A 21,966-nucleotide genomic window follows, 5' to 3' on the forward strand; every position below is an offset into this window, starting at 1 on the left:
CTGCCGCTAAGAAATAAGTTTAATGCCGCATTCCCAAAGGGGAATGTGCGCAACAGACCGCGTGATAAAAGGCCGTCCGATACCCTCGGGGATTCGGGCGGCCTTTGTGTCGGGCGGGTATGACGTCGTGACTGTTCTTATTTCATTCAGCCGTCAGAACGGGATGCATGGAGAGGACTATGTGGAAAGGTCGTCTGAAAAGGTAGCGGGCTGCAATACTGTCTTAGTATGCGCTGTGAGAACGCTCGTTATTGGAAACGGCCGCCTTGCTGGCGCACTATGCCGACTACGTCTGTGCCAAAAAGGGCATTAACGTACGTTAAGGTGGCGGTGTTAGCGGATTGGGGAGCTTTAGAGGGAAAGGAAGCATCAAAAAGGCTGAGAAGAGGAGAAAAGAGGATAGATACGAGGTGATTAACGTTTCGAATTGCATGATCGGTTTCAGACGACCTCTAACATTTCCCTGTATAATCACGCTTTTGTTCAAACGCTTGTACTTTTCGACATGATTTATCCGTGGCATCAAAGCCAGTGGCGGCAGCTTGCCGACCATTGGGAAAACCGTCCGAACGCTTGGCTGTTTACCGGTAAGGAAAATACCGGCAAGACGGCGTTTGCGCGGTTTGTGGCACAGGCTTTGCTGTGTGAATCGCCTCGGGAAGAACATCAGCCTTGCGGCGTATGCGCTTCGTGTCATTTGTTTTCGCAAAACAGCCATCCCGATTTTTACGAACTCACTCCTGCCCCCCCCGAGGATGGTGCGGTCGGGCGAAAATTGTTGCAGATTAAAATCGATGCCGTGCGCGATATTGTGGAAAACATTTATCTGACGGCTGTGCGCGGAGGATTGCGGGTGGTATTGGTGCATCCCGCTGAAAGCATGAACATGCAGGCGGCAAACGGGTTGCTCAAAGCGTTGGAAGAGCCGCCGCAATACGTTGTTTTTTTAATGGTTACGCATGCACGCGACAAACTTTTACCGACTATTAAAAGCCGTTGCCGCCAGATGGTTCTGCCCGCACCTTCGCGCGACGAAGCTTTGTCGTATCTTTGTGGAGAGGGTGTGGACGATGCGGAATCTTTACTGGCTTTTCACAGTGGTGCGCCGTTGTTTGCCCATACGCCTGAAATCGATGACTTACGCGAAGAGCTGCTCACTTTGCTTGCCGCGCCGCGCCTGTTGACGATACTCGACTACGCCGCTGCGTTCGACAAACACAAGCAGCCGTTGGCGGTCTTCATCGATTGGATGCAGAAATGGCTGTTGGATGTCGGCTTGGCGCAACAACAAATGCCGCCGCTTTATTATCCTGATTACGCGCAGGCATTGTCTCAGACGGCTTCCAAAACCGATCCGCGCCGCCTGTTTGCGCTGACGGGTCGTCTGAACGCACTCAGCCCTTACGGATACCACACCTTGAGTGTTAAAATGCAGCTTGAGTATCTGCTGACTGAATATCTCGAATTTTGGCAAAACAAATAATCAGATAAGGTAAAACAAAATGGTAAACAACAATAAAGACATTCCGGCGAAAATGATGGCGTTGCAGCTCAAAGACCCGACCCTGCTCTACAACTGCTATATGCCGTTTCTCGAACACGGCGGACTTTTCGTTCCGACCGAAGACGTATTTTCCTTGGGCGAAGACATCCTGCTTGCCGTTGAAATCGCCGATTACCCCAAACGCTTCCTGCCTACCAAAGTCGTCTGGATCAACCCTGCCCGTACTTCCGCCCACCGCCCTAAAGGCGTCGGGCTGGCATTTTCCGAACACGAAAGCTGCCTTCAGGCGAAAACCCTGATTGAAGGCGAGCTGGGACCGAAACTGCGCAGCGACCGCGTTACCTTCACGCTTTAAAATCATGCATTTAATCGATTCACACTGCCATCTCAATTTCGAAGGCTTGAGCAACCGCCTGCCTGAAGTGTTCGCCAACATGGAAGAACAAAGCGTCAAGCAGGCGCTTGCCATCAGCGTAAGCAGACAGAGTTTCTCCGAAGTCTTCGACATTGCCCAAGCCAATGAACAGGTTTACTGCACCATAGGCGTCCACCCCGACAGCCAAGAAGCCGAAGAATTTACCGTCGCTGAAATGGTCGAAGCGGCAAAACACCCGAAAGTCGTCGGCATAGGCGAAACGGGCTTGGATTATTACTGGTGCAAAGGCGATTTAGCATGGCAGCACCGCCGCTTCGCCGAACACATCCAAGCTGCCAATGAAAGCGGTTTGCCCGTGATTGTCCACACCCGTGATGCCGCCGCCGATACTTTGGCAATTCTGAAAGAAGGTCAAACCAACTCGGGCGTTATCCACTGCTTCACCGAAGATACCGCTTTTGCCAAAGCTGCCTTGGATTTGGGGCTGTACATTTCCTTCTCCGGCATTGTTACTTTCAAAAATGCCCCGCAAATTCAGGACGCCGCCAAATACGTTCCTGCGGATCGAATGCTGGTTGAAACCGATGCACCGTTTCTTGCCCCTGTTCCCAAACGCGGCAAACCCAACGAACCTTCCTATGTCCGCTACACTGCCGAGTTTGTGGCGAAACTGCGCGGCGAATCCGTAGAAACGCTTGCCGCTTACACCAGCGACAATTTCTATCGTTTGTTCAACAAAGTACCTGACATCCGTGTTTGATTCGAATGGAACAAAGGTCGTCTGAAAATGCCTTAGTTGGCATTTCAGACGACCTTTTGAAATTTGGAATGTTTTCTATATAACTGGGTTATGAGTATCAAATAGGCTCGGTAGATTTTGTCGGGCTGACAAGTGAAGATGAAGAAGTATCTATTGCAAAAGCGGGCAGAAAGTTATTGAAGGGTTTAAAATTGACAATCGGTTGTTTGTACGGATGGTGAAATTCCCATCATCTATTAAAAAGCCTTTCTATTTTAGCTGGCAATCCATTTTGTTCTATGGGCTGAGTTTCTGCTAGGCGGGTATCCCAGCATGAAGATGACAATTTCTTGAAAATATTTAAAGATATAGCTCTTGTTATGCCGCTCTCCGTTCCCCTGATAAATCATACTTCTATCGACACATCGCTTTTCCAATAATGAATTACGACATCACCTTTTTCACTCTGTTTCTACTCGGCTTTTTCAGCGGTACGCATTGTGTCGGAATGTGTGGCGGGTTGAGTAGTGCGTTTGCGTTGCAGCTTCCGCCGCATCTTAATCGACTGGGGCTGATTGTCCTATTGAATTTGGGACGCATCAGCAGCTATGTATTGATTGGTTTGATCGTCGGATTAGTCGGACAAATCGGTATTTCTTTGGATGATACGCGCTGGCTGCAAAACGGCCTGTATGTTGCGGCGAATGTGTTGCTGTTGCTGTTGGGACTGTATCTGGCGGGGCTTTCTACGGCGGCTACGCAAATTGAGCGCATAGGCAGACCGATATGGAAACGTTTGAATCCGATACTGAACCGACTGCTGCCGATTAAATCCGTTCCGGCTTGTTTCGGCGTAGGCATGTTGTGGGGCTGGCTGCCTTGCGGCTTGGTGTACAGTGCCTCATTGTATGCTTTAGGCAGCGGCAATGCGGTGCAGGGCGGGCTGTATATGTTGGCTTTCGCGCTGGGAACGTTGCCGAATTTGTTGGCGATGGGGATTTTTGCAGCGCAATTGAAAACACTTTTGCAACGCAGAGCCATCCGTTTGTGCGCCGGACTATTGGTTGCAGGCTGGGCGATTTTCCGTTTGGCGGTAATGCTTTGAATCTGGCACTGAAACGCTTTTCAAAAGGGTAGGGGTTCATACATTAAAGGTCGTCTGAAAATCCGTTTTCAGACGACCTTTATTCATTACTTGCAACGGCGGCGTTAGTTCATCGCAGTTTCAGCTCAAGCTGCCGGAAGCCAGCCGCGTATGCGTTTTTCCATTGCGTCGGCACTCAAACCTAAATCATCTAAAAGTTTTTTCGGGTCGCCGTGTTCGGTTACGATGTCGGCAACGCCCAAAAGTAAAACGGGTTTGCAGATGCCGTGTTTTGCCAACACTTCCAACACCGCGCTGCCTGCGCCGCCTTGTTCGGCGTTTTCTTCAGCGGTAATGATGTAGTCGTGGCTTTGGGCGAGGCGGATGATGAGTTCCTCATCTATCGGTTTGACGAAGCGCATATCGGCGACGGTGGCGTTCAGTTTTTCGGCAACTGTCAATGCGGGGGCGACCATGCTGCCGAAGGCGATGAATGCGGTTTTCTCGCCTTGGCGGCGGACGATGCCTTTGCCGATGGCTACGGTTTCGAGGCCGTCTGAAACGGGCGTGCCAGTACCCGTGCCGCGCGGATAGCGGACGGCGGCGGGGGCGTTTGCCTGATAGCAGGTCGAAAGCAGCAGGCGGCATTCGTTTTCATCGCTCGGTGCGGCAACAATCATGTTCGGCACGCAACGCAAGAAGCTCAAATCGTACAAACCGGCATGGGTCGGACCGTCCGCGCCGACGATGCCCGCACGGTCGACGGCAAACAAAACGGGCAGGTTTTGCAGGGCGATGTCGTGCACCAGTTGGTCGTAGCCGCGCTGGAGGAAGGTGGAATAAATGGCGACGACGGGCTTCATGCCTTCGCATGCCAAACCGCCGGCAAAGGTAACGGCGTGCTGCTCGGCGATGCCGACGTCGAAATAACGGTCGGGGAATTGTTGTTCGAATTCAACCAGTCCGCTGCCCTCGCGCATGGCGGGGGTAATCGCTGCCAATCGGGAATCTGCCGCCGCTTGGTCGCACAGCCATTTGCCGAACACTTGCGTATAGGTTGGTTTGGCGGCGGGTTTGTTTTCTTTTTCAGACGACATTGCGGTTTTGAGGTCGTCTGAAACGTCTTTGGGCAGGTTGGCGACGGCGTGATATTTGACGGGGTCGTTTTCGGCGAGTTTGTAGCCGTTGCCCTTTTTGGTGATGACGTGCAGTAGTTGCGGGCCTTTGCGGCCGCGCAAATCTTTCAATACGTCAACCAGATGCTCGACGTTGTGGCCGTCCACGGGGCCGGTGTAGCGGAAACCGAAGTTTTCAAACAAAGACAGCGACTGCTTGGCGTGTTCGGCTTCGCCCGCCAGCGTTTTGATTTTGTGCTCGACTTTTTGGGCAAGCTCCATCGCGCCGGGCAGTTTGTCCAAAACCTTGCTTGATTGCGCCTTGATGGTGCTCAACACGCCGCGCATATCGCGCACGACGTTGCTGGCGAGGTATTTCGGCAGTGCGCCGACGTTGGGGGAAATCGACATTTCGTTGTCGTTGAGAATGACCAGCAGGTTCACGTCCATGTCGCCCGCGCAGTTTAAGGCCTCAAACGCCTGACCTGCCGTCATCGCGCCGTCGCCGATAATGGCGACGCTACGGTGGTCGTTGCCCAAGAGTTTGTCTGCCGCCGCCATGCCCAAAGCCGCGCCGATGGAGGTGGAGGAGTGCCCCACGCCGAAAGCGTCGTATTCGGACTCGCTGCGCTTGGGGAATCCCGCCAAGCCACCGTAGCGGCGCATGGTGTGCATTTGATCTTTGCGGCCGGTGAGGATTTTGTGTGGATAACTTTGATGGCCGACGTCCCAAACCAGCTTGTCTTCAGGCGTGTGATAGACGTAGTGCAGAGCCACCGTCAGCTCGACCGCGCCTAAGTTGCTGGCGAAATGACCGCCGGTTTGTCCGACGGAATCCAGCAGAAACTCCCGCAGCTCGGCGGCGACTTGGGGCAACTGTTTTTTATCCAGGCGGCGCAAATCTTGCGGGCTGCTGACGGTATCGAGTAGCGGAGTGTGGCTCATGGTGTGTCTTTGCAGGCTTATTTGTGTATAGCGGGCAATTATAGCAAGAGTTTAGAAAGACGTGGGTTTCCTGCCTGATCTCGGTTGCCAATGATTTGTCGGTAAAAGCAGTGTTTTGTAATGCGTGTAAAGGTCGTCTGAACATGAAATTACACGTCCCGTATGCTACAATCAGCGGATAATTCCATCGGTACCAACATCATGAAACCCCATAAAAAAGGCAATATTTTCATCATCTCCGCCGCTTCCGGTACGGGCAAGACCACGCTGGTTTCCCGTCTTTTGAAAAACAACGGCGATTTGCGCGTCTCCGTATCGCACACTACCCGCCAGCCGCGCGAAGGCGAGCGGCACGGCGTGCATTATCATTTTGTTCCCAAAGAAGAATTTGAATCCTTAATTGAGCAAAAAGCCTTCCTCGAACACGCAAACGTTTTCGGCAATTATTACGGAACCAGCATCGCGGGGGTTAATTCCCTTAGTGAAGAGGGTTACGATGTGATTTTGGAAATCGACGTGCAAGGCGCGGCGCAGGTGCGCAAATCGCTGCCCGAAGCCAGCAGTATCTTCATCCTGCCGCCTTCGTTCGAAGTCCTTGCCGAACGCCTTAACGGGCGCGGCACCGACAGCGAGGAAGTTATCCAAACCCGCCTCTCCAAAGCGCGTCACGAAATCGAACAATCCGTCCTATTTGACTATATCGTCGTCAACGATGATTTAGACAGGGCGGAAGCCGATTTGCTTCACATCATCAAAGCAGGTCGTCTGAAAAAATCTTCCCAGCAAGGATTTATCTCAAACCTGTTGGAAAATTCCTGAAAAACAGCGAAAATACGCATTTACATTCCATCACAAATTAATAGAAAGAAAGCAAACAAATGGCCCGTATCACCACTGAAGACTGCACAGGCAAAATCCCCAATCATTTCGACCTGACCCTCGTCGCCGCCCGCCGCGCACGCCAGCTTGAAAACGGCAACGCCCCTATGGTTGACGACATCCGCAACAACAAACCGACCGTTACCGCCCTGCGCGAAATCGCCGCCGGTCAAATCGGTACCGAACTGCTGACCCGCAACAAATAATACCGGCAGGCAAAATCTGCCCAACCGCCGCGCGGATTGTATCGGCGCGACACATCCGACCGATACAGTCTGACGGCTCAAAACAAAACACACACCGAAGGCCGTCTGAAATGCCCGCCCCCCAGCCCACTGCCCCCTACGACGCGCTGACTGCCGAAGCCCGCGAACTTTTGTTCCGCACCGCCTCCTATCTCAGCCCATCCGAACAGGTCGAGCTTGAAAAAGCCGTCGCCTACGCCTTTCACGCCCATGACGGACAAACCCGTAAAAGCGGCGAACCCTACATTACCCACCCCCTTGCCGTCGCCACGCAGCTTGCGTTGTGGCACATGGACATACAAGGCTTGTGCGCGGGCGTGATGCACGACGTACTCGAAGACACGGGCGTATCCAAAATCGAAATGGCGGCAGAATTCGGCGAAACCATCTCCGAGATGGTGGACGGGCTTTCCAAACTCGAAAAACTCAAATTTGAAGATCACGCCGAGCATCAGGCGGAAAGTTTCCGCAAGCTCATTCTCGCCATGACCAAAGACGTGCGCGTGATCGTCGTCAAACTTGCCGACCGCCTGCACAATATGCGCACGCTCGGCTCCATGCGTCCCGACAAACGCCGCCGCATTGCCAAAGAAACCCTCGAAATCTACGCCCAAATCGCCAACCGCCTAGGTTTGAACAACGCTTACCAAGAGCTTCAGGATTTATCGTTTCAAAACCTCCACCCGAGCCGCTACGAAACCCTCAAAAAAGCGATGGACAACAGCCGTAAAAACCGTCGCGACGTCGTCGGCAAGGTTCTGCGTGCTTTCAGCCAGCGTTTGGTCGGTGTGAACATCGAAGCCAAAATCAAAGGCCGGGAAAAAAACCTGTACAGCATCCATCAAAAAATGTTGGCGAAAAAATTGCGCTTTGCCGAAGTCATGGACATTTACGGCTTCCGCGTCATCGTCAACAGCATTCCCGCGTGTTACGCCGCCCTTGGCGCGCTGCACAATCTCTATCAGCCCAAGCCCGGACGTTTCAAAGATTATATCGCCATCCCGAAAAGCAACGGCTACCAAAGCCTGCACACGACCTTGGTCGGGCCTTACGGCTTGCCCATTGAAGTCCAAATCCGCACGCGCGAAATGGATGCCGTAGCAGAAGGCGGCATCGCCGGACATTGGATATACAAATCCGGCGAAAACACCGTCGATCAAGCCGTCCTCCATACCAACCAATGGCTGAAAAACATCCTCGATTTGCAAGCCAGCAGCGCGAACGCCATCGAATTCCTCGAACACGTCAAAGTCGACCTGTTCCCCAACGAAGTCTATATCCTGACACCCAAAGGCAAAATCCTCACCCTGCCTAAAGGCTCGACGCCCATAGACTTCGCCTACGCCGTCCACACCGACATCGGACACAAAACCGTTGCCGCCCGCATCAACAACACCATGATGCCCCTGCGTACTAAACTCAAAACCGGCGACTCCGTCGAAATCATCACATCCGAACACGCCAAGCCCAATCCGGCATGGCTGAATTTCACCGTTTCCAGCCGAGCGCGCAGCGCCATCCGCCAATACGTCAAAAACCTTAACCGCCACGATGCCATCATCCTCGGCGAAAACCTCCTGCAAAAAGCCCTGTCCAGCCTGTTGCCCAAAGACGTATTGCTTTCAGACGACCTCAAAGAAAAATACCTTGCCGACCTCAACGACAAACAAACCTCGTTTGAAGAAGTCCTCTATAACGTCGGCATGGGGCACACACTGCCCGTGTATGTCGCCATGCACATCGCCGAACTGGCAGGGCAGCACTTCGGCAGCGAAGTCAAACTCAGCCCCATCAAAGTCAACGACCAAGAAACCGGCCGCATCCATTTTGCCGAGTGTTGCCACCCCGTCCCGGGCGACTCCGTCCGCGCCCTTTTGGTCAAAGACAAAGGCATGATTATCCACCGCGATACCTGCCCGACCCTGCTCAAATCCGATCCCGAGCAGCAGCTTGATGCGAACTGGGAAGGAATAGGCAGCCATACCTACCGCACCGGACTCAGCATCCAGTCCGAAGACTCCCACGGCCTGCTCGCCCTTATGGCGCAAGCCATCTCCAACTCCGGCGCGGACATCGAATCCGTCGAAACCCCCAACAAAGCGCTGGCAGGTACGGAAGGGTTTGTCGAATTCAAGTTCATCATCAAAGTGAAGGACTTGGCACAAATCAACCAAATCATTCACAACCTGCACGCCATTCCCCAAGTGCGCAAAGTGGTTCGAAGCTAGGGAAGAAGGGTGGTAAAGCCGATGCTGTTTTGCCGCCTGATAGGGTTTAAATCTTCTTAAAATCCAAAAGATACTTTCGCAAAATCATCAAGACGCGCGAAATATAGTGGATTAAATTTAAATCAGGACAAGGCGACGAAGCCGCAGACAGTACAAATAGTACGGCAAGGCGAGGCAACGCCGTACTGGTTTAAATTTAATCCACTATACGACAAAGGTCGTCTGAAAACCGCCACTCAAGGTTTTCAGACGACCTTCAAACTTGACAGAAACGACGCAATCAAAGATAATCCCGCAATTCATTTGCAGCCGCATCGACGGCATACCCGGCGCCAAGCCGACTTGTTAGGAGGTGATGTTTACATCACGGCGCGTATCCCGCCGGTCGCAAGACACCCGAGATACAAACAACCACTTTTTTACAAACCGCCCCTTTTTACTTTTATCCCTTTCGGCGGTTTGAAACCAGAATTTAATTTAAATTTAAAGGAAATAAAATGCCTGCAATCCGCGTTAAAGAGAACGAACCCTTCGAAGTAGCCATGCGCCGTTTCAAACGTGCCGTAGAAAAAACCGGTCTGTTGACCGAGCTGCGTGCCCGTGAAGCTTACGAAAAACCAACTACCGAGCGCAAACGCAAAAAAGCCGCAGCCGTAAAACGTCTGCAAAAACGCCTGCGCAGTCAGCAACTGCCTCCTAAAATGTACTAAACATCAATTACAGGTCTGCCCTGTGATGCCGAAACACACCGCAAGGCTTTTCCTGCGGTGTGTTTTGTTTTTCAGACGACCTCCAAGACAAGGGGTCGTCTGAAAAATAGAGAATCCTCTAAGGCAGTATTTGAAACACTATTTTCACTCTTTTCCTGAAAGTCATCCCATGAGCCTGAAAGCACAATTAACCGAAGACATGAAAACCGCGATGCGTGCCAAAGATCAAACTGCTTTAAGCACCATCCGCCTGATCAATGCCGCCATCAAACAATTCGAAGTGGACGAGCGTACCGAAGCCGATGACGGCAAAGTGGTTGCCATCATCACCAAAATGGTCAAGCAGCGCAAAGACAGTGCCAGCATTTACACCGAAGCAGGCCGTCAGGACTTAGCGGACAAAGAAAATGCCGAAATCGAAATCTTGCACCGTTATCTGCCGCAAATGATGTCTGCCGAAGAAATCCGCACTGCTGTCGAAACCGTTATCGCCATGACCGGAGCTTCCGGCATGGCGGACATGGGCAAAGCCATGGGCGTGTTGAAAACCCAGTTGGCAGGCAAAGCCGATATGGGCGAGGTCAATAAAGTTTTGAAGGCTGCGCTGAGTTCATAATTGAGTACCGACCGCTTTGGGCGGATTCGAGAAAAACAAAGAGGTCGTCTGAAACCGATATTTCGAGTTTCAGACGACCTCTTTTCAAACTCAGGCTTACCGTTTGATGATATTGCCGAATATCTTGCCCATATCGTTTAAGAAACGGGGTTCGCGCTGGATCAGGTAAACAATCAAAGGAATATTGCCGATGGCGACGATCAGGTAAAGCAGGGAAATGCTGTCGAACAGCATCAGTAATACCGCGCTTAAAATGGAAGCGGACACCATAAATACGCCGTTGATGAGGTTATTGGCAGCGACGGCGTGGGCGCGGAAGGATTCGCTGCTGGCGGTTTGCAGCCAAGTGTAGAGCGGGACGGAGAAGAAGCCGCCGAAGAAGCCGATCAGCGTCATGACAAGCATAACGGGATACGCGATGCCTTGCGAGAGAAACCAGGTGATGCCGTTGAGTTCGGCAAAGCGTTGCCCGTTGGTCAGCCATACCAAAATCAAGCCGCACACGGTCAAACCGATCGTGCCGACGGTTACCAAGCCCAAGAGCAGGCGTTCGTGGCTGAGTTTGGCGCACAATACCGAGCCGGCGGCGATGCCGATGGAGAATAGGGCGAGCATGAGGTTGAAGACGCTGTCGTTGCCGCCCAAATGGATTTGCGTGAAGGTCGGCAGTTGGGTGGTGTAAACCGAGCCGATAAACCAAAACCATGATATGCCGATGATGGAAGTGAAGACGGAATCATATTGCGCGGTTTCGCGCAGGAGCGCGTGCGTGCCTTTGACGATGTTCCATTCGATTTTGGTGTTGGGGGCTTTGGCGGGGACGCTGGGCATGAAGAGGCTGGTCAGCGTACCGCCGATGGCGACGAGCAATACTAAGATGCCGACGACGGAGGGCGGTAGACCTGCGACGGATGTGCCCAAAATCTGACCGAACAAAATGGCGATGAATGTTCCCGATTCGATCAGGCTGTTGCCCATAATCAGCTCTTTGTCGTTGAGGTAATCGGGCAGGATGGCGTATTTCAGCGGGCCGAACAGCGTCGATTGCGCACCCATGCAAAACAGGCAGATCAAGAGCAGCGTGGCAGACTGGATATAAAAGCCGAACGCCGCCACCGCCATAATCACGATTTCCAATACTTTGATCCATCGCGCTAAGACGGCTTTGTCGAATTTGGTGCTCAATTGTCCCGACAGCGCGGAAAACAGGAAATATGGCAGGATAAACAGCAATGCGCCCAAGTTCAGCATTTGGCTGGCGGGTAGGAGGTCGTTTTTGCCCAAACCGTAAAAGCTGATCATCACAAACAGCGCGGTTTTGAACATATTGTCGTTGAACGCGCCCAGAAACTGCGTGCCGAATAGTGGGGCGAAACGGCGGCTGGTGGGGAAATTCAGGTTGTCTTTTTTGAGGCTCATTTTTCGGATTCTTGTTCTTCTTTTTCTATTTCGTTTTCAAGCAGTTTGTCGGTGGAATCGTCGTCCATCAGGATGCGGTGTGCCGGTCCTTCGAGATCGTCAAACTGTCCGTTTTTGCCCGACCACCAAAAAAAATAGCCGATGGCAAACGCCAAAATGATGCTGATGGGCACCAAAATAAACATACTTTCCATCACATCGCTCCCGTCAAATCGGTTAAGACGAAAGTCTGTCCCGATACGGTCAGATATTCGTTGCGCAGCGAGCCGACAAGGGCGTCGTCGAAAAACAGCTCGATACGGTCTTTCACAACGCGCCAATATTGCGGAATCTCGGTTTGTTCGAAAGGAGCCAAAGCCTCCGCCGCCACGCCTTCTTCACTTTGCAGCTTGACGGCAAAACGCCCGCTCTGCGGCTGCGCTTCGGATTCGTCATCCGGCAGCATGATGAAAAAGCCCACATGGGCGCCTTGTTGCGTATGGATACTGAAGTAGTGCATATCAAAGAATCTTAAAAGGCTGCCGCTGTTTTCAGACGACATAGTGAACACAAAAACTGTCTAAATGTAACAGTTTGACACGCCCCTGCAAAGGGCTTTGCGCCCCCGTGTTCGACAGGTCGTCTGAAAACAAACCGTTTCCCTTTAAACATCAATATCTTCCTTGATTGCTTTACGCCTGTTTTAAGTCAAACATTAAGCCAAGCAGCCGAACCCGTTTTTTGCTAGAATAGCGCGGTTTACATTCATCAACCGATTTCAGACGACCCCGCCGAATCAGCGGCGGCAGAAGCCACACGGAAAGCAACATTTATAAAGTTGCCGCCATTCCGAATGTAACGATAATTTTTTCTTTCATAGATTTTACGCCACCAACCGATACGGCACGCCGCGCAGACGCTCGGCGCCGCCCTCAAGCGCATCCACTATGCCTGCGGGAGATGTTTGGCGGGATATCGACGACAAAGAACAGATTGCCGATACTGCCTACACAGGTCGTCTGAAACCTTCAGGAGCCACAACAAATGACCCAAAAACTGATCTTAGTTTTGAACTGCGGCAGCTCATCCCTCAAAGGTGCCGTACTGGATAACGAAAGCGGCGAAGTCCTGCTCAGCTGCCTTGCCGAAAAACTCAACCTGCCTGATGCTTACATCACGTTCAAAGTAAACGGCGAAAAACACAAAGTCGACCTGTCTGCCAAGCCCGACCACACCGGCGCAGTTGAAGCCCTGATGGAAGAACTCAAAGCCCACGGCCTCGACAGCCGCATCGGCGCCATCGGTCACCGCGTCGTCAGCGGCGGCGAGTTGTACAGCGAATCCATCCTTGTTGACGACGAAGTCATCGCAGGCATCGAAAAATGTATTCCGCTCGCTCCGCTGCACAACCCCGCACACCTCTTGGGTCTGCGTGCCGCACAAAGCATTTTCAAAGGTCTGCCTAACGTCGTCGTATTCGACACCGCCTTCCACCAAACCATGCCGGAACATGCCTACACCTACGCTATTCCGCATGAACTGTATGAAAAATACGGCTTGCGTCGCTACGGCGCGCACGGTACCAGCTACCGCTACGTTTCTGATGAAACTGCCCGTTTCCTCGGTAAAGACAAAAAAGACCTGCGCATGGTAATTGCCCACTTGGGTAACGGCGCATCTATTACCGCCGTCGCCAACGGCGAATCACGCGATACCAGCATGGGCCTGACCCCGCTGGAAGGTTTGGTCATGGGTACCCGCAGCGGCGACATCGATCCCGCAGTGTTTAGCTTCTTGGCTGAAAATGCCAACATGACCATCGCCCAAATCACCGACATGCTGAACAAAAAATCAGGTCTGCTCGGTATCTCAGGTTTGTCCAACGACTGCCGTACCATCGAAGAAGAAGCTGCCAACGGCCACGCAGGTGCCAAACTGGCTCTGGAAATCTTCATCTACCGCCTCGCCAAATACATCGGCAGCATGGCTGTCGCAGCCGGCGGTCTTGACGCACTCGTCTTCACCGGCGGTATCGGCGAAAACTCCGACATCATCCGCGAGCGCGTACTCGGCTACTTGGGCTTCCTCGGTCTGAAAGCCGACCACGAAGCCAACCTGAAAGCCCGCTTCGGTAACGCAGGCGTGATTACGACTGCCGACAGCGCAGCCGTCGCCGTTGTGATTCCGACCAACGAAGAATTGATGATTGCACACGACACCGCCCGTCTGAGCGGCCTGTAATACAGCGCATCATCCGATAAAAACCTGCCCGAAGCGGCAGGTTTTTTGTTTGCGCGGAGAAAAAAGCATGATTTGTCTGCATAACCCGCTTCGGGATTTTTTCTCTATCCTCAAAGGAAAGAAGAGGGCGTAGGTTTTTCTGCTGCGTATCCCAAACGATATAGTGGATTAAATTTAAATCAGGACAAGGCGAGGCAACGCCGTACTGGTTTAAAGTTAATCTACTATATCTATCCAGACTTTCCCCTTTGGACAATGGGGGATAAAGTTTCCTTTGCAGTAAAAAGGTCGTCTGAAAATTTTCAGACGACCTTTGTCTATTGCTGCTATTGCTTCACGGGTTTCAAAGTCGGCAAAACCGTATCCCAAATCGCCAGCACTTCGGCTTCGCTGCGCTTCGTCCCGTCTTTCTTCTCCGCGCCAAACTGCATCATGATGCGCGGGTCGCCGCCGTCGCGTTCCCAAAAGAACATATATTTGTTGCCGCCCCATTTCACCAACTTTTCCTCGCCCGACATGCCGTTGATGGTGCGTTTGCCTTGGCGGATGGTGTGGGTTAGCGCTTTAACCAATAAGCCTTTTTCTGGGTCGATTTTGCGTTTCAGCAACGTCGCTTCGCCCGCTTTCAACACATCGCCGTGCATGATTTCCAGACTCATATCGTGTTGTTTGGCAAATTCGACGGTGCTATGGACTTCAAACGGTTTTTTGCCGTCATCGGCGATAAAACCGCCTATCAGGCAGATGCCGTGTCGGTTTGGCACTTCAAATTCCTGTCTTGTTTTCAAGCCGCTAATGAAATCTTGGCGGAATTTTTTCTCTATGGTGTTGATCGCTTCTTTTTCTTTGGCTTTCCAGTTGGCAGGTGCTTTACCGTTTTCAGCAGGGATATAGAAATAGCTGCGTACGATATAGGCGTCATTATTATCCAGTTTGAAATATAAATAGGCTTCGTAGGGCATACCGTCATCACCAACAAGATCTTCCCAATCAAACCCTCCGCGTGTAACCTGCATCATCGCCTGCCCCGGAATCAGGGTGCGGGTATCGACGACAATATCGGTGCCAAATTCCCCAGTAGTTTTAAATTCATTAATATTCCTGACATTTCTATTCCAGTCATTAAACATAACCATCACGCTCCAGCCATTGTAATCAAGGTGCGTACTGCCGTGACGGCGTTTGGACGGCAGGCGCAATTGATAGCGGCCGCTGCAATAGAGCTGTTCGGTCCAGTAGGCAGTATCGATAGCGGATTTGGTGACGGTCGGTGAAGTTTCTGCCGATGGGGAAACGGTGGGCGTGCAGGCTGCGACGGCAAGGATTAGGGATAATGTAGTCAGACGGATGGACATGGATAAGCTCCGTGTTTGAAAAAGGTCGTCTGAAAGTATAGTTTGATTCAGACGACCTTTGTCATAAAACGGGCTTGGCGGTATTTATCCAACATAGGCGGGCGTTTCGTACAGCAGAATGAGCATAATGTCGGTAGGGGAAACGGCTGTTTGGCTTTATAATCTGATTCATTCTTTTCAGGCAGACCATTATGGAACACGATTCAAACGAAACCATGCGCCTTTCCAAGCGTATGGCGCAATTGGGCTTATGCTCGCGCCGCGAGGCGGACAGCTACATCGAGCAAGGCTGGGTCAAGGTCAACGGGCAAACCGCCGTACTCGGTCAGAAAGTGACCGAACGCGACCGCATTGACCTCAACCGGCAGGCGCATGAAAAACAGGCAGAGCGCGTTACCATCTTGCTCAACAAGCCCGTCGGCTACGTCAGCGCGCAGGCGGAAAAAGGCTACAAATCCGCCGCCGAGTTGATTACCGCCGACAACCGTTGGGAAGGCGACGACAGCCGCATTCCGTTCAGCGAAAAACACAAATTCGGCTTGGCACCCGCCGGTCGGCTGGACATCGATTCCGTCGGATTGCTGGTGCTGACACAGGACGGCCGCATCGCCAAGCAGCTTATCGGCGAAAACAGCGGCAGCGAAAAAGAATATCTGGTGCGCGTGCGCGGCAAATTGGACGAAAAAGGACTTGCCTTGCTCAACCACGGATTGAGTCTGGACGGCGAGAAACTGCGCCCCGCCAAAGTAGAATGGCAAAACGAAGACCAGCTGCGTTTCGTGTTGAAACAAGGCAAAAAGCGGCAAATCCGCCGTATGTGCGAACTCGTTGGTTTGCGTGTCGTCGGGCTGAAGCGGATTCGGATGGGTAAAGTCAAACTGGGCAAACTGCCGCCCGGCAAATGGCGTTACCTGCGGGCGGATGAATCGTTTTGATTGGATTTGAACTTGGGAATGACGGCAAGAGGCCGTCTGAAAACGTCACTGTATCCGTTTTATAAAGATAAGAATATGAATTTAGAAACCAAAATTCCGCCGCCGGCGGTATGTTTTATCTGCGCATTGCTGATGTATGCCTCTGCGCAAGTATCCGCGCTGGCAGGCATACTACCGCGCTTTCCGATATTGCTGTCGGTTGTTTTGATAGCGTTTGGGACGGCGTTGGGCGTGTTAGGTGTGTGGGCGTTTCGCCGTGTGCGCACGACCGTCAGCCCGTTCAACCCCGAACAAACTGAACATTTCGTTTCAGACGGCGTGTACCGTTTCAGCCGCAACCCGATGTATGCGGGCATGGGCTGCTGGCTGGCGGCATGGGCGGGACACTTGGCGCATCCGCTGCCGTGGCTGTTTTTGGCGGTATTTGCCGCCTATATGACGCGTTTCCAAATCATGCCTGAAGAGCGCGTGTTGGCGCGGAAATTCGGTGCTGAGTATGAAGCGTACTGCCGACGCGTCCGCCGTTGGTTATAAAAGCGGCAACGTCAAATCGGGTATCGCCCCTGCGCCTTTGCGGCATGAAATGATTCGGCTGCGCCGATTGACTCTGATTGTGTGAATCCTCGATGGTTCAAATCAAACAAAAGGTCGTCTGAAACCCCAAAACAGGGTTTCAGACGACCTTTTTAGTCAACTGCCTACATCAAATTAATGATGACCGCAGCCGCATTCTTTTTTCATGTCGATAACCATGCGGCCGGTGATTTTGCCTTCGCGCATTTCTTGGAAAATCGCCGGAGCTTCGTCCAAGGCGCGCAGTTGGACTTTCGGTACCACCAAGCCTTCCGCGCCGAATTGGAAGGCTTCTTCCAAGTCCTTGCGCGTACCGACCAGCGAGCCGACCACTTCGATGCCGTCCAAGACCAAGCGCGGGATGGACAAGTCCATAGATTCGGGCGGCAAGCCGATGGCAACGACGCGGCCGCCAGCACGGACGCAGTCCACGGCGGAGTTGAACGCGGCGGCGGATACGGCGGTAACAACGGCTGCGTGCGCGCCGCCGGTTTTTTCTTGAATCACTTTAGCTGCGTCTTCTTTGGCAGCGTTGATGACCAAATCTGCACCGCTTTCTTTAGCGAATGCCAGTTTTTCATCGTTGATGTCGATGGCGACGACGTGTGCGCCGAATACTTTTTTCGCGTATTGGACACCCAAGTTGCCCAAACCGCCCGCGCCGTAAACGGCAATCCATTGTCCCGGACGCACGCCGGAAACTTTCACGCCTTTGTAAGTGGTTACGCCGGCGCAGGTAATGCTGGAGGCTTGTGCAGGGTCGAGGCCGTCGGGTACTTTGACGGCATAGTCCGCATCGACGATACAGTGGGTCGCCATGCCGCCGTCGGCGGTGTAGCCTGCGTTCAATACGGAACGGCACAAGGTTTCGCGGCCGGTATTACAGTATTCGCACGAACCGCAGCTTTGGAACAACCATGCGATGCTGACGCGGTCGCCGACTTTCAGGGCGTTTGCGCCCGGAGCGACTTCTTTGACAATGCCGATGCCTTCGTGCCCCAACACGCGTCCCGGTTTTTCACCGTAGTCGCCTGCCGCAACGTGCAAGTCGGTATGGCACACGCCGCAATATTCGACTTCAACCAACGCCTCGCCGTATTCCAACGGGCGCAGTTCGCGTTCTACAACTTCTACATCGCCTGCTACATTTTGATTCACAACAACTGCTTGCATCTTCATGGTGTTCTCCTTGGCATTCGTCAGAAATCCGTAAAAGGTCGGGTAGGAGGTAAACTCCCTATGAATGAGAATACTCCCCTTCATTTCGCCGTGTCAACACCCTATCTTTTTGAAAAATAAGAAATAAAATGTTATACCATAACAATCTGTTTGCGTAGAAATATATCTGCTAAGCTGCTGAAAAATTCTTACACATATCATGTAAAAAAGGTCGTCTGAAAACTTTAAATACATTAACAAACCCGCTTCATTTCCATACGGGGTCAAGCCTTATCGGATTGGATTTCCTATTTTAGAAAATTACATATTTGGAATTTTGAGAACGTTATCATTTTTAGTGCTTGAACTGAAAGAGAAAAAATACTATTCTATTTTCAGACGACGTTGGAGATACGTCCGAAACCTCAAGAAGACAACCAAGGAGACAGCATCATGGCAAAAGATTTAAATGTGTTTGATAAAGAGTACGGCCTCTTGATTAACGGCGTGTGGACCAAACCCGGCGCGCTTTTGGATTCATACAATCCTGCCAACGGCGAATTGTTAGCCAAATTTACCGACGCATCCGATGCCGATGTTGATGCTGCGGTTGCCGCCGCGCAAGAAGCGTTCAAAACATGGCGTAAAACCACCACCACCGAACGCGCCGCCATCCTCAACAAAATCGCCGATGTGATTGACGAAAACTTGGAATTGTTTGCCTTGCAGGAAACGCTGGACAACGGCAAACCCATCCGCGAAACCCGCGCTGCCGACATCCCGCTGGCCTCCGACCATTTCCGCTACTTTGCCAGCGTCATCCGCGGCGAAGAAGGCACTGCCACCCAGCTTGACTCCGAAGATTTGTCTATCGTCCTACGCGAACCTATCGGCGTCGTCGGTCAGATTATTCCGTGGAACTTCCCCTTCCTGATGGCGGCTTGGAAAATCGCGCCCGCACTCGCCGCAGGTTGTACCATCGTTATCCACCCGTCTTCCAGCACTTCGCTGAGCCTGTTGTCGTTCGCTCAAAAAATCAACCACTTGCTGCCTAAAGGTGTGTTGAACATCATCACCGGACGCGGTTCTAAATCCGGCGAATACATGTTGCACCACAAAGGCTTCAACAAACTCGCCTTTACCGGTTCGACCGAAATCGGCCGCCACATCGGCATCGCCGCCGCCGAAATGCTGATTCCCGCCACCTTGGAGTTGGGCGGCAAATCTGCCAACATCTTCTTTGACGACATGCCGTTCGACAAAGCCCTCGAAGGCGCGCAAAAAGGTATTTTGTTCAACCAAGGCCAAGTGTGCTGCGCCGGTTCGCGCATCTTCGTACAAGAAGGCATTTACGACAAATTCGTCAACGCCTTGGCAGAAGAATTCAAAAAAATCAAAGTCGGCCTGCCTTGGGAAGACGACACCCAAATGGGTTCTCAAGTCAACGCCGGTCAGCTTGAAACCATTTTGAAATACGTCAAAATCGGCGAACAGGAAGGCTGTCGCATCATCACCGGCGGTAAGAAAATCGAAGGCGCGTTGGGCAAAGGCGAATTTGTCGAGCCGACCTTGATTGAAGCCGGCAGCAACAGCGCCCGCGTTGCCCAAGAAGAAATCTTCGGCCCGGTTGCTACCGTGATTAAATTCAAAACCGAAGAAGAAGTCATCAAAATGGCGAACGACAGCGAATACGGCTTGGGCGGCGCAGTATGGAGTACCGACATCAACCGCTGCCTGCGCGTTTCCAATGCGCTGGAAACCGGTCGCGTTTGGGTGAACTGCTACAACCGTCTGCCCGCAGGCGCACCGTTCGGCGGCTACAAAACTTCAGGCATCGGCCGCGAAACCCACAAAATGATGCTCGCCGCCTACACGCAGGTGAAAAACATCTACATTTCCACCCGCGAAGAGCGCGAAGGCTTCTATTGATTGAATGTTGAACATCGTTTATTGATGTAGAAAAAAGGTCGTCTGAAATCTGGATTCGGGTTTCAGACGACCTTTTGTATAGTGGATTAAATTTAAATCAGGACAAGGCGACGAAGCCGCAGACAGTACAAATAGTACGGCAAGGCGAGGCAACGCCGTACTGGTTTAAATTTAATCCACTATATTGAGTGGTGTTCTTATGAATGCTTGTCGTTGCAGGCAAATAAACCGCCAGGCCCTGCATTGGGGAAAGATTAAACGTTTTTCAGAAAGGGCATGCAGTCAAAGGGTTGGGAGGATTTCTCTATACGGTGTTCGCCGTCATGATCAGCGCACAAGGTTCCAAGCCATTTTGACGGCAATCAGCAGCAGCATGATGCCGAAGGAGATTTTGAGTTGGCGGGCGGGAAGTTTGTGCGCGGCTTTGACGCCGAGCGGGGCGAAAATCATGGTCGCGATGCTGAGGATGGCGACAGCGGGCAGATAGAGGAAGCCGCCAGAGCCGTGTGGCAGGTCGGGAACGTTCCAGCCGGTAATGAGATAACCGATTGTGCCCGCAAATGCAATCGGCCAGGCGAGACCGGAGGATGTGCCGATGGCGCGGTGGGCGGGGAAGTTGCAATACATCAGGAAGGGGACGGACAGCGAGCCGCCGCCGATGCCGACCCAGCTTGAAGCTGTGCCGAACAATGTGCCGACTGCGCTTAAGCCGGGTAGGGCGGGCAGGTGGCGCGAGGCTTTGGGTTTAGAGTCGTTCAGGGTTTTGAGGGCGATAAGGGTCAGGAATGCGATAAAGAAGATTTGTAGGGCGCGGGTAGGCATGTATTTGGCGGTTACCGCGCCGATCAGTACGCCGAATATCATGGAGGGGGTCATACGGCGGACGGTTTGCCAGTCGATGGCGCTTTTTTTGTGCTGCGCGTACATGCTGGAGAAGGTGGTGAATACCATGACGGCGAAGGATGTGCCGATGGCGAGATGTTGGGCGTAGGGGTGGCCGCTGATGCCCTGTAATTGCAGTGTCCACAAGACGACGGGGACAATCAATGTGCCGCCGCCTACGCCGAACAATCCCGCAATAAAGCCCGCCGCGCTTCCGACGGCGAGCAGGGAAAGGATAATATCCCAAGTCCACATTTTTCAGACGACCTTTTTGATTCTACGGCGTTTTTTCAGCCAACGCCGTGCCGCCATGATGTAGCCTGAGAGGCTGTATCCTAAGAAGAAGAGGAATAAGACGAGGGCGGGCTTCCATGTGACTAAGAGGAGGATCAACACGGCAAGTACCATGCCCATAAAGGGAACTTGGCGGCGGATGTTGATTTCTTTAAAGCTCCAAAACGGGATTTGGACAATCATGGAAATGCCGGCGAAAAGCGTGATGCCCAATGCCCACCACTTTACGCCGGGGAAGCGTTCGACGCTGTGGTTAACCCAAATCAGACCGACAATCAGCGCGGCGGCAGTCGGACTGGGGACGCCGATGAACCAGCGTTTATCGACTTTGCCGATGAGCGTGTTGAACAGTGCGAGGCGCAGCGCGGCGCAGGCGCAGTAGATGAAGGCAACGGAATAACCGATTTTGCCGAACTGCGAAAGTTGCCAATTGTAAATAATCAGTGCAGGCGCAACGCCGAAGCTGACCATATCGGCAAGACTGTCGAGTTGTTCGCCGAATGCGCTTTGGCTGTTGGTTAACCTTGCCACGCGCCCATCCATGCCGTCGAGCAACATGGAGAGAAATACCGCAATCGCCGCTATTTCAAAATGCTTGTGCATGGATTGGGTAATGGCAAAGAAAGCACAGAACAGGGCAGCGATGGTGAAGGAGTTGGGTAGCAGGTAGATGCTGTTGCGACGCAACGAATTGCGTTGCGGATTTTGAGGAATTTGCGTATTGTCCATAAGCGTTTGATGATGCTGTACGAAGCAGATT

General features: G+C 52.4%; 21 protein-coding genes and 1 pseudogene. 14 read left to right on the top strand and 8 right to left on the bottom strand.

Annotated features, from left to right (window positions below):
- The first annotated feature begins 505 nt into the window (after positions 1-505).
- From DBZ16_RS11000 to DBZ16_RS11015, 4 genes are all read left to right on the top strand, one after another.
- Positions 506-1,483, top strand: a complete 978-nt coding sequence (locus DBZ16_RS11000; protein ID WP_107814025.1) for a DNA polymerase III subunit delta' — start codon at positions 506-508, stop codon at positions 1,481-1,483.
- A 19-nt stretch (positions 1,484-1,502) separates the two neighbouring features.
- Complete coding sequence (locus tag DBZ16_RS11005) at positions 1,503-1,859, top strand: PilZ domain-containing protein (RefSeq protein ID WP_003760734.1); 357 nt, start codon at positions 1,503-1,505, stop codon at positions 1,857-1,859.
- 4 nt (positions 1,860-1,863) lie between these two features.
- The gene (locus DBZ16_RS11010; RefSeq protein WP_107814026.1) at positions 1,864-2,640 is read left to right on the top strand and encodes a TatD family hydrolase; all 777 of its coding nucleotides are present in this window, start codon (positions 1,864-1,866) and stop codon (positions 2,638-2,640) included.
- A gap of 418 nt (positions 2,641-3,058) precedes the next feature.
- Positions 3,059-3,724, top strand: a complete 666-nt coding sequence (locus tag DBZ16_RS11015) for a sulfite exporter TauE/SafE family protein (protein WP_107814027.1) — start codon at positions 3,059-3,061, stop codon at positions 3,722-3,724.
- Positions 3,725-3,849: 125 nt separating this feature from the next.
- Here DBZ16_RS11015 and dxs read toward each other — a convergent pair whose 3' ends face one another.
- Entirely contained in the window at positions 3,850-5,763 is a 1,914-nt protein-coding gene (dxs, locus tag DBZ16_RS11020; protein ID WP_107814028.1) for a 1-deoxy-D-xylulose-5-phosphate synthase, read from the bottom strand.
- A gap of 201 nt (positions 5,764-5,964) precedes the next feature.
- Between dxs and gmk the strand changes: the two genes are divergently transcribed.
- The 6 genes and pseudogenes from gmk (at position 5,965) to DBZ16_RS11045 (ending at position 10,441) form a co-directional block, all read left to right on the top strand.
- Positions 5,965-6,582 carry a guanylate kinase gene (gmk, locus tag DBZ16_RS11025; RefSeq protein WP_107814141.1) on the top strand — a complete coding sequence of 206 codons (618 nt, stop codon included), beginning with the start codon at positions 5,965-5,967 and terminating at the stop codon, positions 6,580-6,582.
- 59 nt (positions 6,583-6,641) lie between these two features.
- Positions 6,642-6,848, top strand: a complete 207-nt coding sequence (gene rpoZ, locus DBZ16_RS11030; RefSeq protein ID WP_003740638.1) for a DNA-directed RNA polymerase subunit omega — start codon at positions 6,642-6,644, stop codon at positions 6,846-6,848.
- A gap of 110 nt (positions 6,849-6,958) precedes the next feature.
- Complete coding sequence (locus tag DBZ16_RS11035; protein WP_107814029.1) at positions 6,959-9,115, top strand: RelA/SpoT family protein; 2,157 nt, start codon at positions 6,959-6,961, stop codon at positions 9,113-9,115.
- A gap of 93 nt (positions 9,116-9,208) precedes the next feature.
- Positions 9,209-9,325: pseudogene (locus DBZ16_RS16000) on the top strand (IS5/IS1182 family transposase); the annotation flags it as partial.
- A 287-nt stretch (positions 9,326-9,612) separates the two neighbouring features.
- The gene (rpsU, locus tag DBZ16_RS11040; RefSeq protein ID WP_002214819.1) at positions 9,613-9,825 is read left to right on the top strand and encodes a 30S ribosomal protein S21; all 213 of its coding nucleotides are present in this window, start codon (positions 9,613-9,615) and stop codon (positions 9,823-9,825) included.
- Positions 9,826-9,994: 169 nt separating this feature from the next.
- Positions 9,995-10,441, top strand: coding sequence for a GatB/YqeY domain-containing protein (locus tag DBZ16_RS11045; protein ID WP_107814030.1), 447 nt, complete (start codon positions 9,995-9,997; stop codon positions 10,439-10,441).
- Between the two features lie 96 nt (positions 10,442-10,537).
- Here the strand turns inward: DBZ16_RS11045 and DBZ16_RS11050 are convergent, their stop codons facing one another.
- From DBZ16_RS11050 to DBZ16_RS11060, 3 genes are read right to left on the bottom strand one after another with little or no spacing between them, the layout of a single operon-like run.
- Positions 10,538-11,860: an MFS transporter gene (locus DBZ16_RS11050; RefSeq protein ID WP_107814031.1), complete on the bottom strand. Its 1,323-nt coding sequence runs from the start codon at positions 11,858-11,860 to the stop codon at positions 10,538-10,540.
- Entirely contained in the window at positions 11,857-12,054 is a 198-nt protein-coding gene (gene ccoS / locus DBZ16_RS11055) for a cbb3-type cytochrome oxidase assembly protein CcoS (RefSeq protein WP_003744897.1), read from the bottom strand. Before ccoS ends, DBZ16_RS11050 begins: the two co-directional genes overlap by 4 nt.
- Positions 12,054-12,359, bottom strand: a complete 306-nt coding sequence (locus tag DBZ16_RS11060; protein WP_070540367.1) for an HLGFF motif protein — start codon at positions 12,357-12,359, stop codon at positions 12,054-12,056. The genes ccoS and DBZ16_RS11060 overlap by 1 nt, the downstream gene beginning before the upstream one ends.
- Positions 12,360-12,883: 524 nt before the next feature.
- On the opposite strand from DBZ16_RS11060, the gene DBZ16_RS11065 reads away from it, so the two are divergent.
- Positions 12,884-14,080: an acetate kinase gene (locus DBZ16_RS11065; protein ID WP_107814032.1), complete on the top strand. Its 1,197-nt coding sequence runs from the start codon at positions 12,884-12,886 to the stop codon at positions 14,078-14,080.
- 326 nt (positions 14,081-14,406) lie between these two features.
- Here DBZ16_RS11065 and DBZ16_RS11075 read toward each other — a convergent pair whose 3' ends face one another.
- Entirely contained in the window at positions 14,407-15,435 is a 1,029-nt protein-coding gene (locus DBZ16_RS11075) for a T6SS immunity protein Tli4 family protein (RefSeq protein ID WP_107814034.1), read from the bottom strand.
- Positions 15,436-15,626: 191 nt separating this feature from the next.
- On the opposite strand from DBZ16_RS11075, the gene DBZ16_RS11080 reads away from it, so the two are divergent.
- Positions 15,627-16,370 (top strand): pseudouridine synthase, encoded by a 744-nt coding sequence (locus DBZ16_RS11080; RefSeq protein WP_009312411.1) that lies wholly within the window; start codon positions 15,627-15,629, stop codon positions 16,368-16,370.
- A 75-nt stretch (positions 16,371-16,445) separates the two neighbouring features.
- Entirely contained in the window at positions 16,446-16,904 is a 459-nt protein-coding gene (locus DBZ16_RS11085) for a methyltransferase family protein (RefSeq protein WP_107814035.1), read from the top strand.
- 174 nt (positions 16,905-17,078) lie between these two features.
- On the opposite strand, the gene adhP is transcribed toward DBZ16_RS11085, so the two are convergent.
- On the bottom strand, positions 17,079-18,122 hold the full coding sequence (gene adhP / locus DBZ16_RS11090; RefSeq protein ID WP_003764565.1) for an alcohol dehydrogenase AdhP: 1,044 nt from the start codon (positions 18,120-18,122) through the stop codon (positions 17,079-17,081).
- Positions 18,123-18,554: 432 nt separating this feature from the next.
- Between adhP and DBZ16_RS11095 the strand changes: the two genes are divergently transcribed.
- Positions 18,555-20,030, top strand: coding sequence for an aldehyde dehydrogenase family protein (locus DBZ16_RS11095; protein WP_107814036.1), 1,476 nt, complete (start codon positions 18,555-18,557; stop codon positions 20,028-20,030).
- Positions 20,031-20,357: 327 nt separating this feature from the next.
- Here the strand turns inward: DBZ16_RS11095 and DBZ16_RS11100 are convergent, their stop codons facing one another.
- Positions 20,358-21,167: a sulfite exporter TauE/SafE family protein gene (locus tag DBZ16_RS11100; RefSeq protein ID WP_107814037.1), complete on the bottom strand. Its 810-nt coding sequence runs from the start codon at positions 21,165-21,167 to the stop codon at positions 20,358-20,360.
- A 3-nt stretch (positions 21,168-21,170) separates the two neighbouring features.
- Positions 21,171-21,935, bottom strand: a complete 765-nt coding sequence (gene pssA, locus DBZ16_RS11105) for a CDP-diacylglycerol--serine O-phosphatidyltransferase (protein WP_107814038.1) — start codon at positions 21,933-21,935, stop codon at positions 21,171-21,173.
- Positions 21,936-21,966: the final 31 nt, after the last annotated feature.

The organism is Neisseria sicca (genome assembly GCF_003044565.1).
Classification (GTDB): domain Bacteria; phylum Pseudomonadota; class Gammaproteobacteria; order Burkholderiales; family Neisseriaceae; genus Neisseria; species Neisseria sicca_A.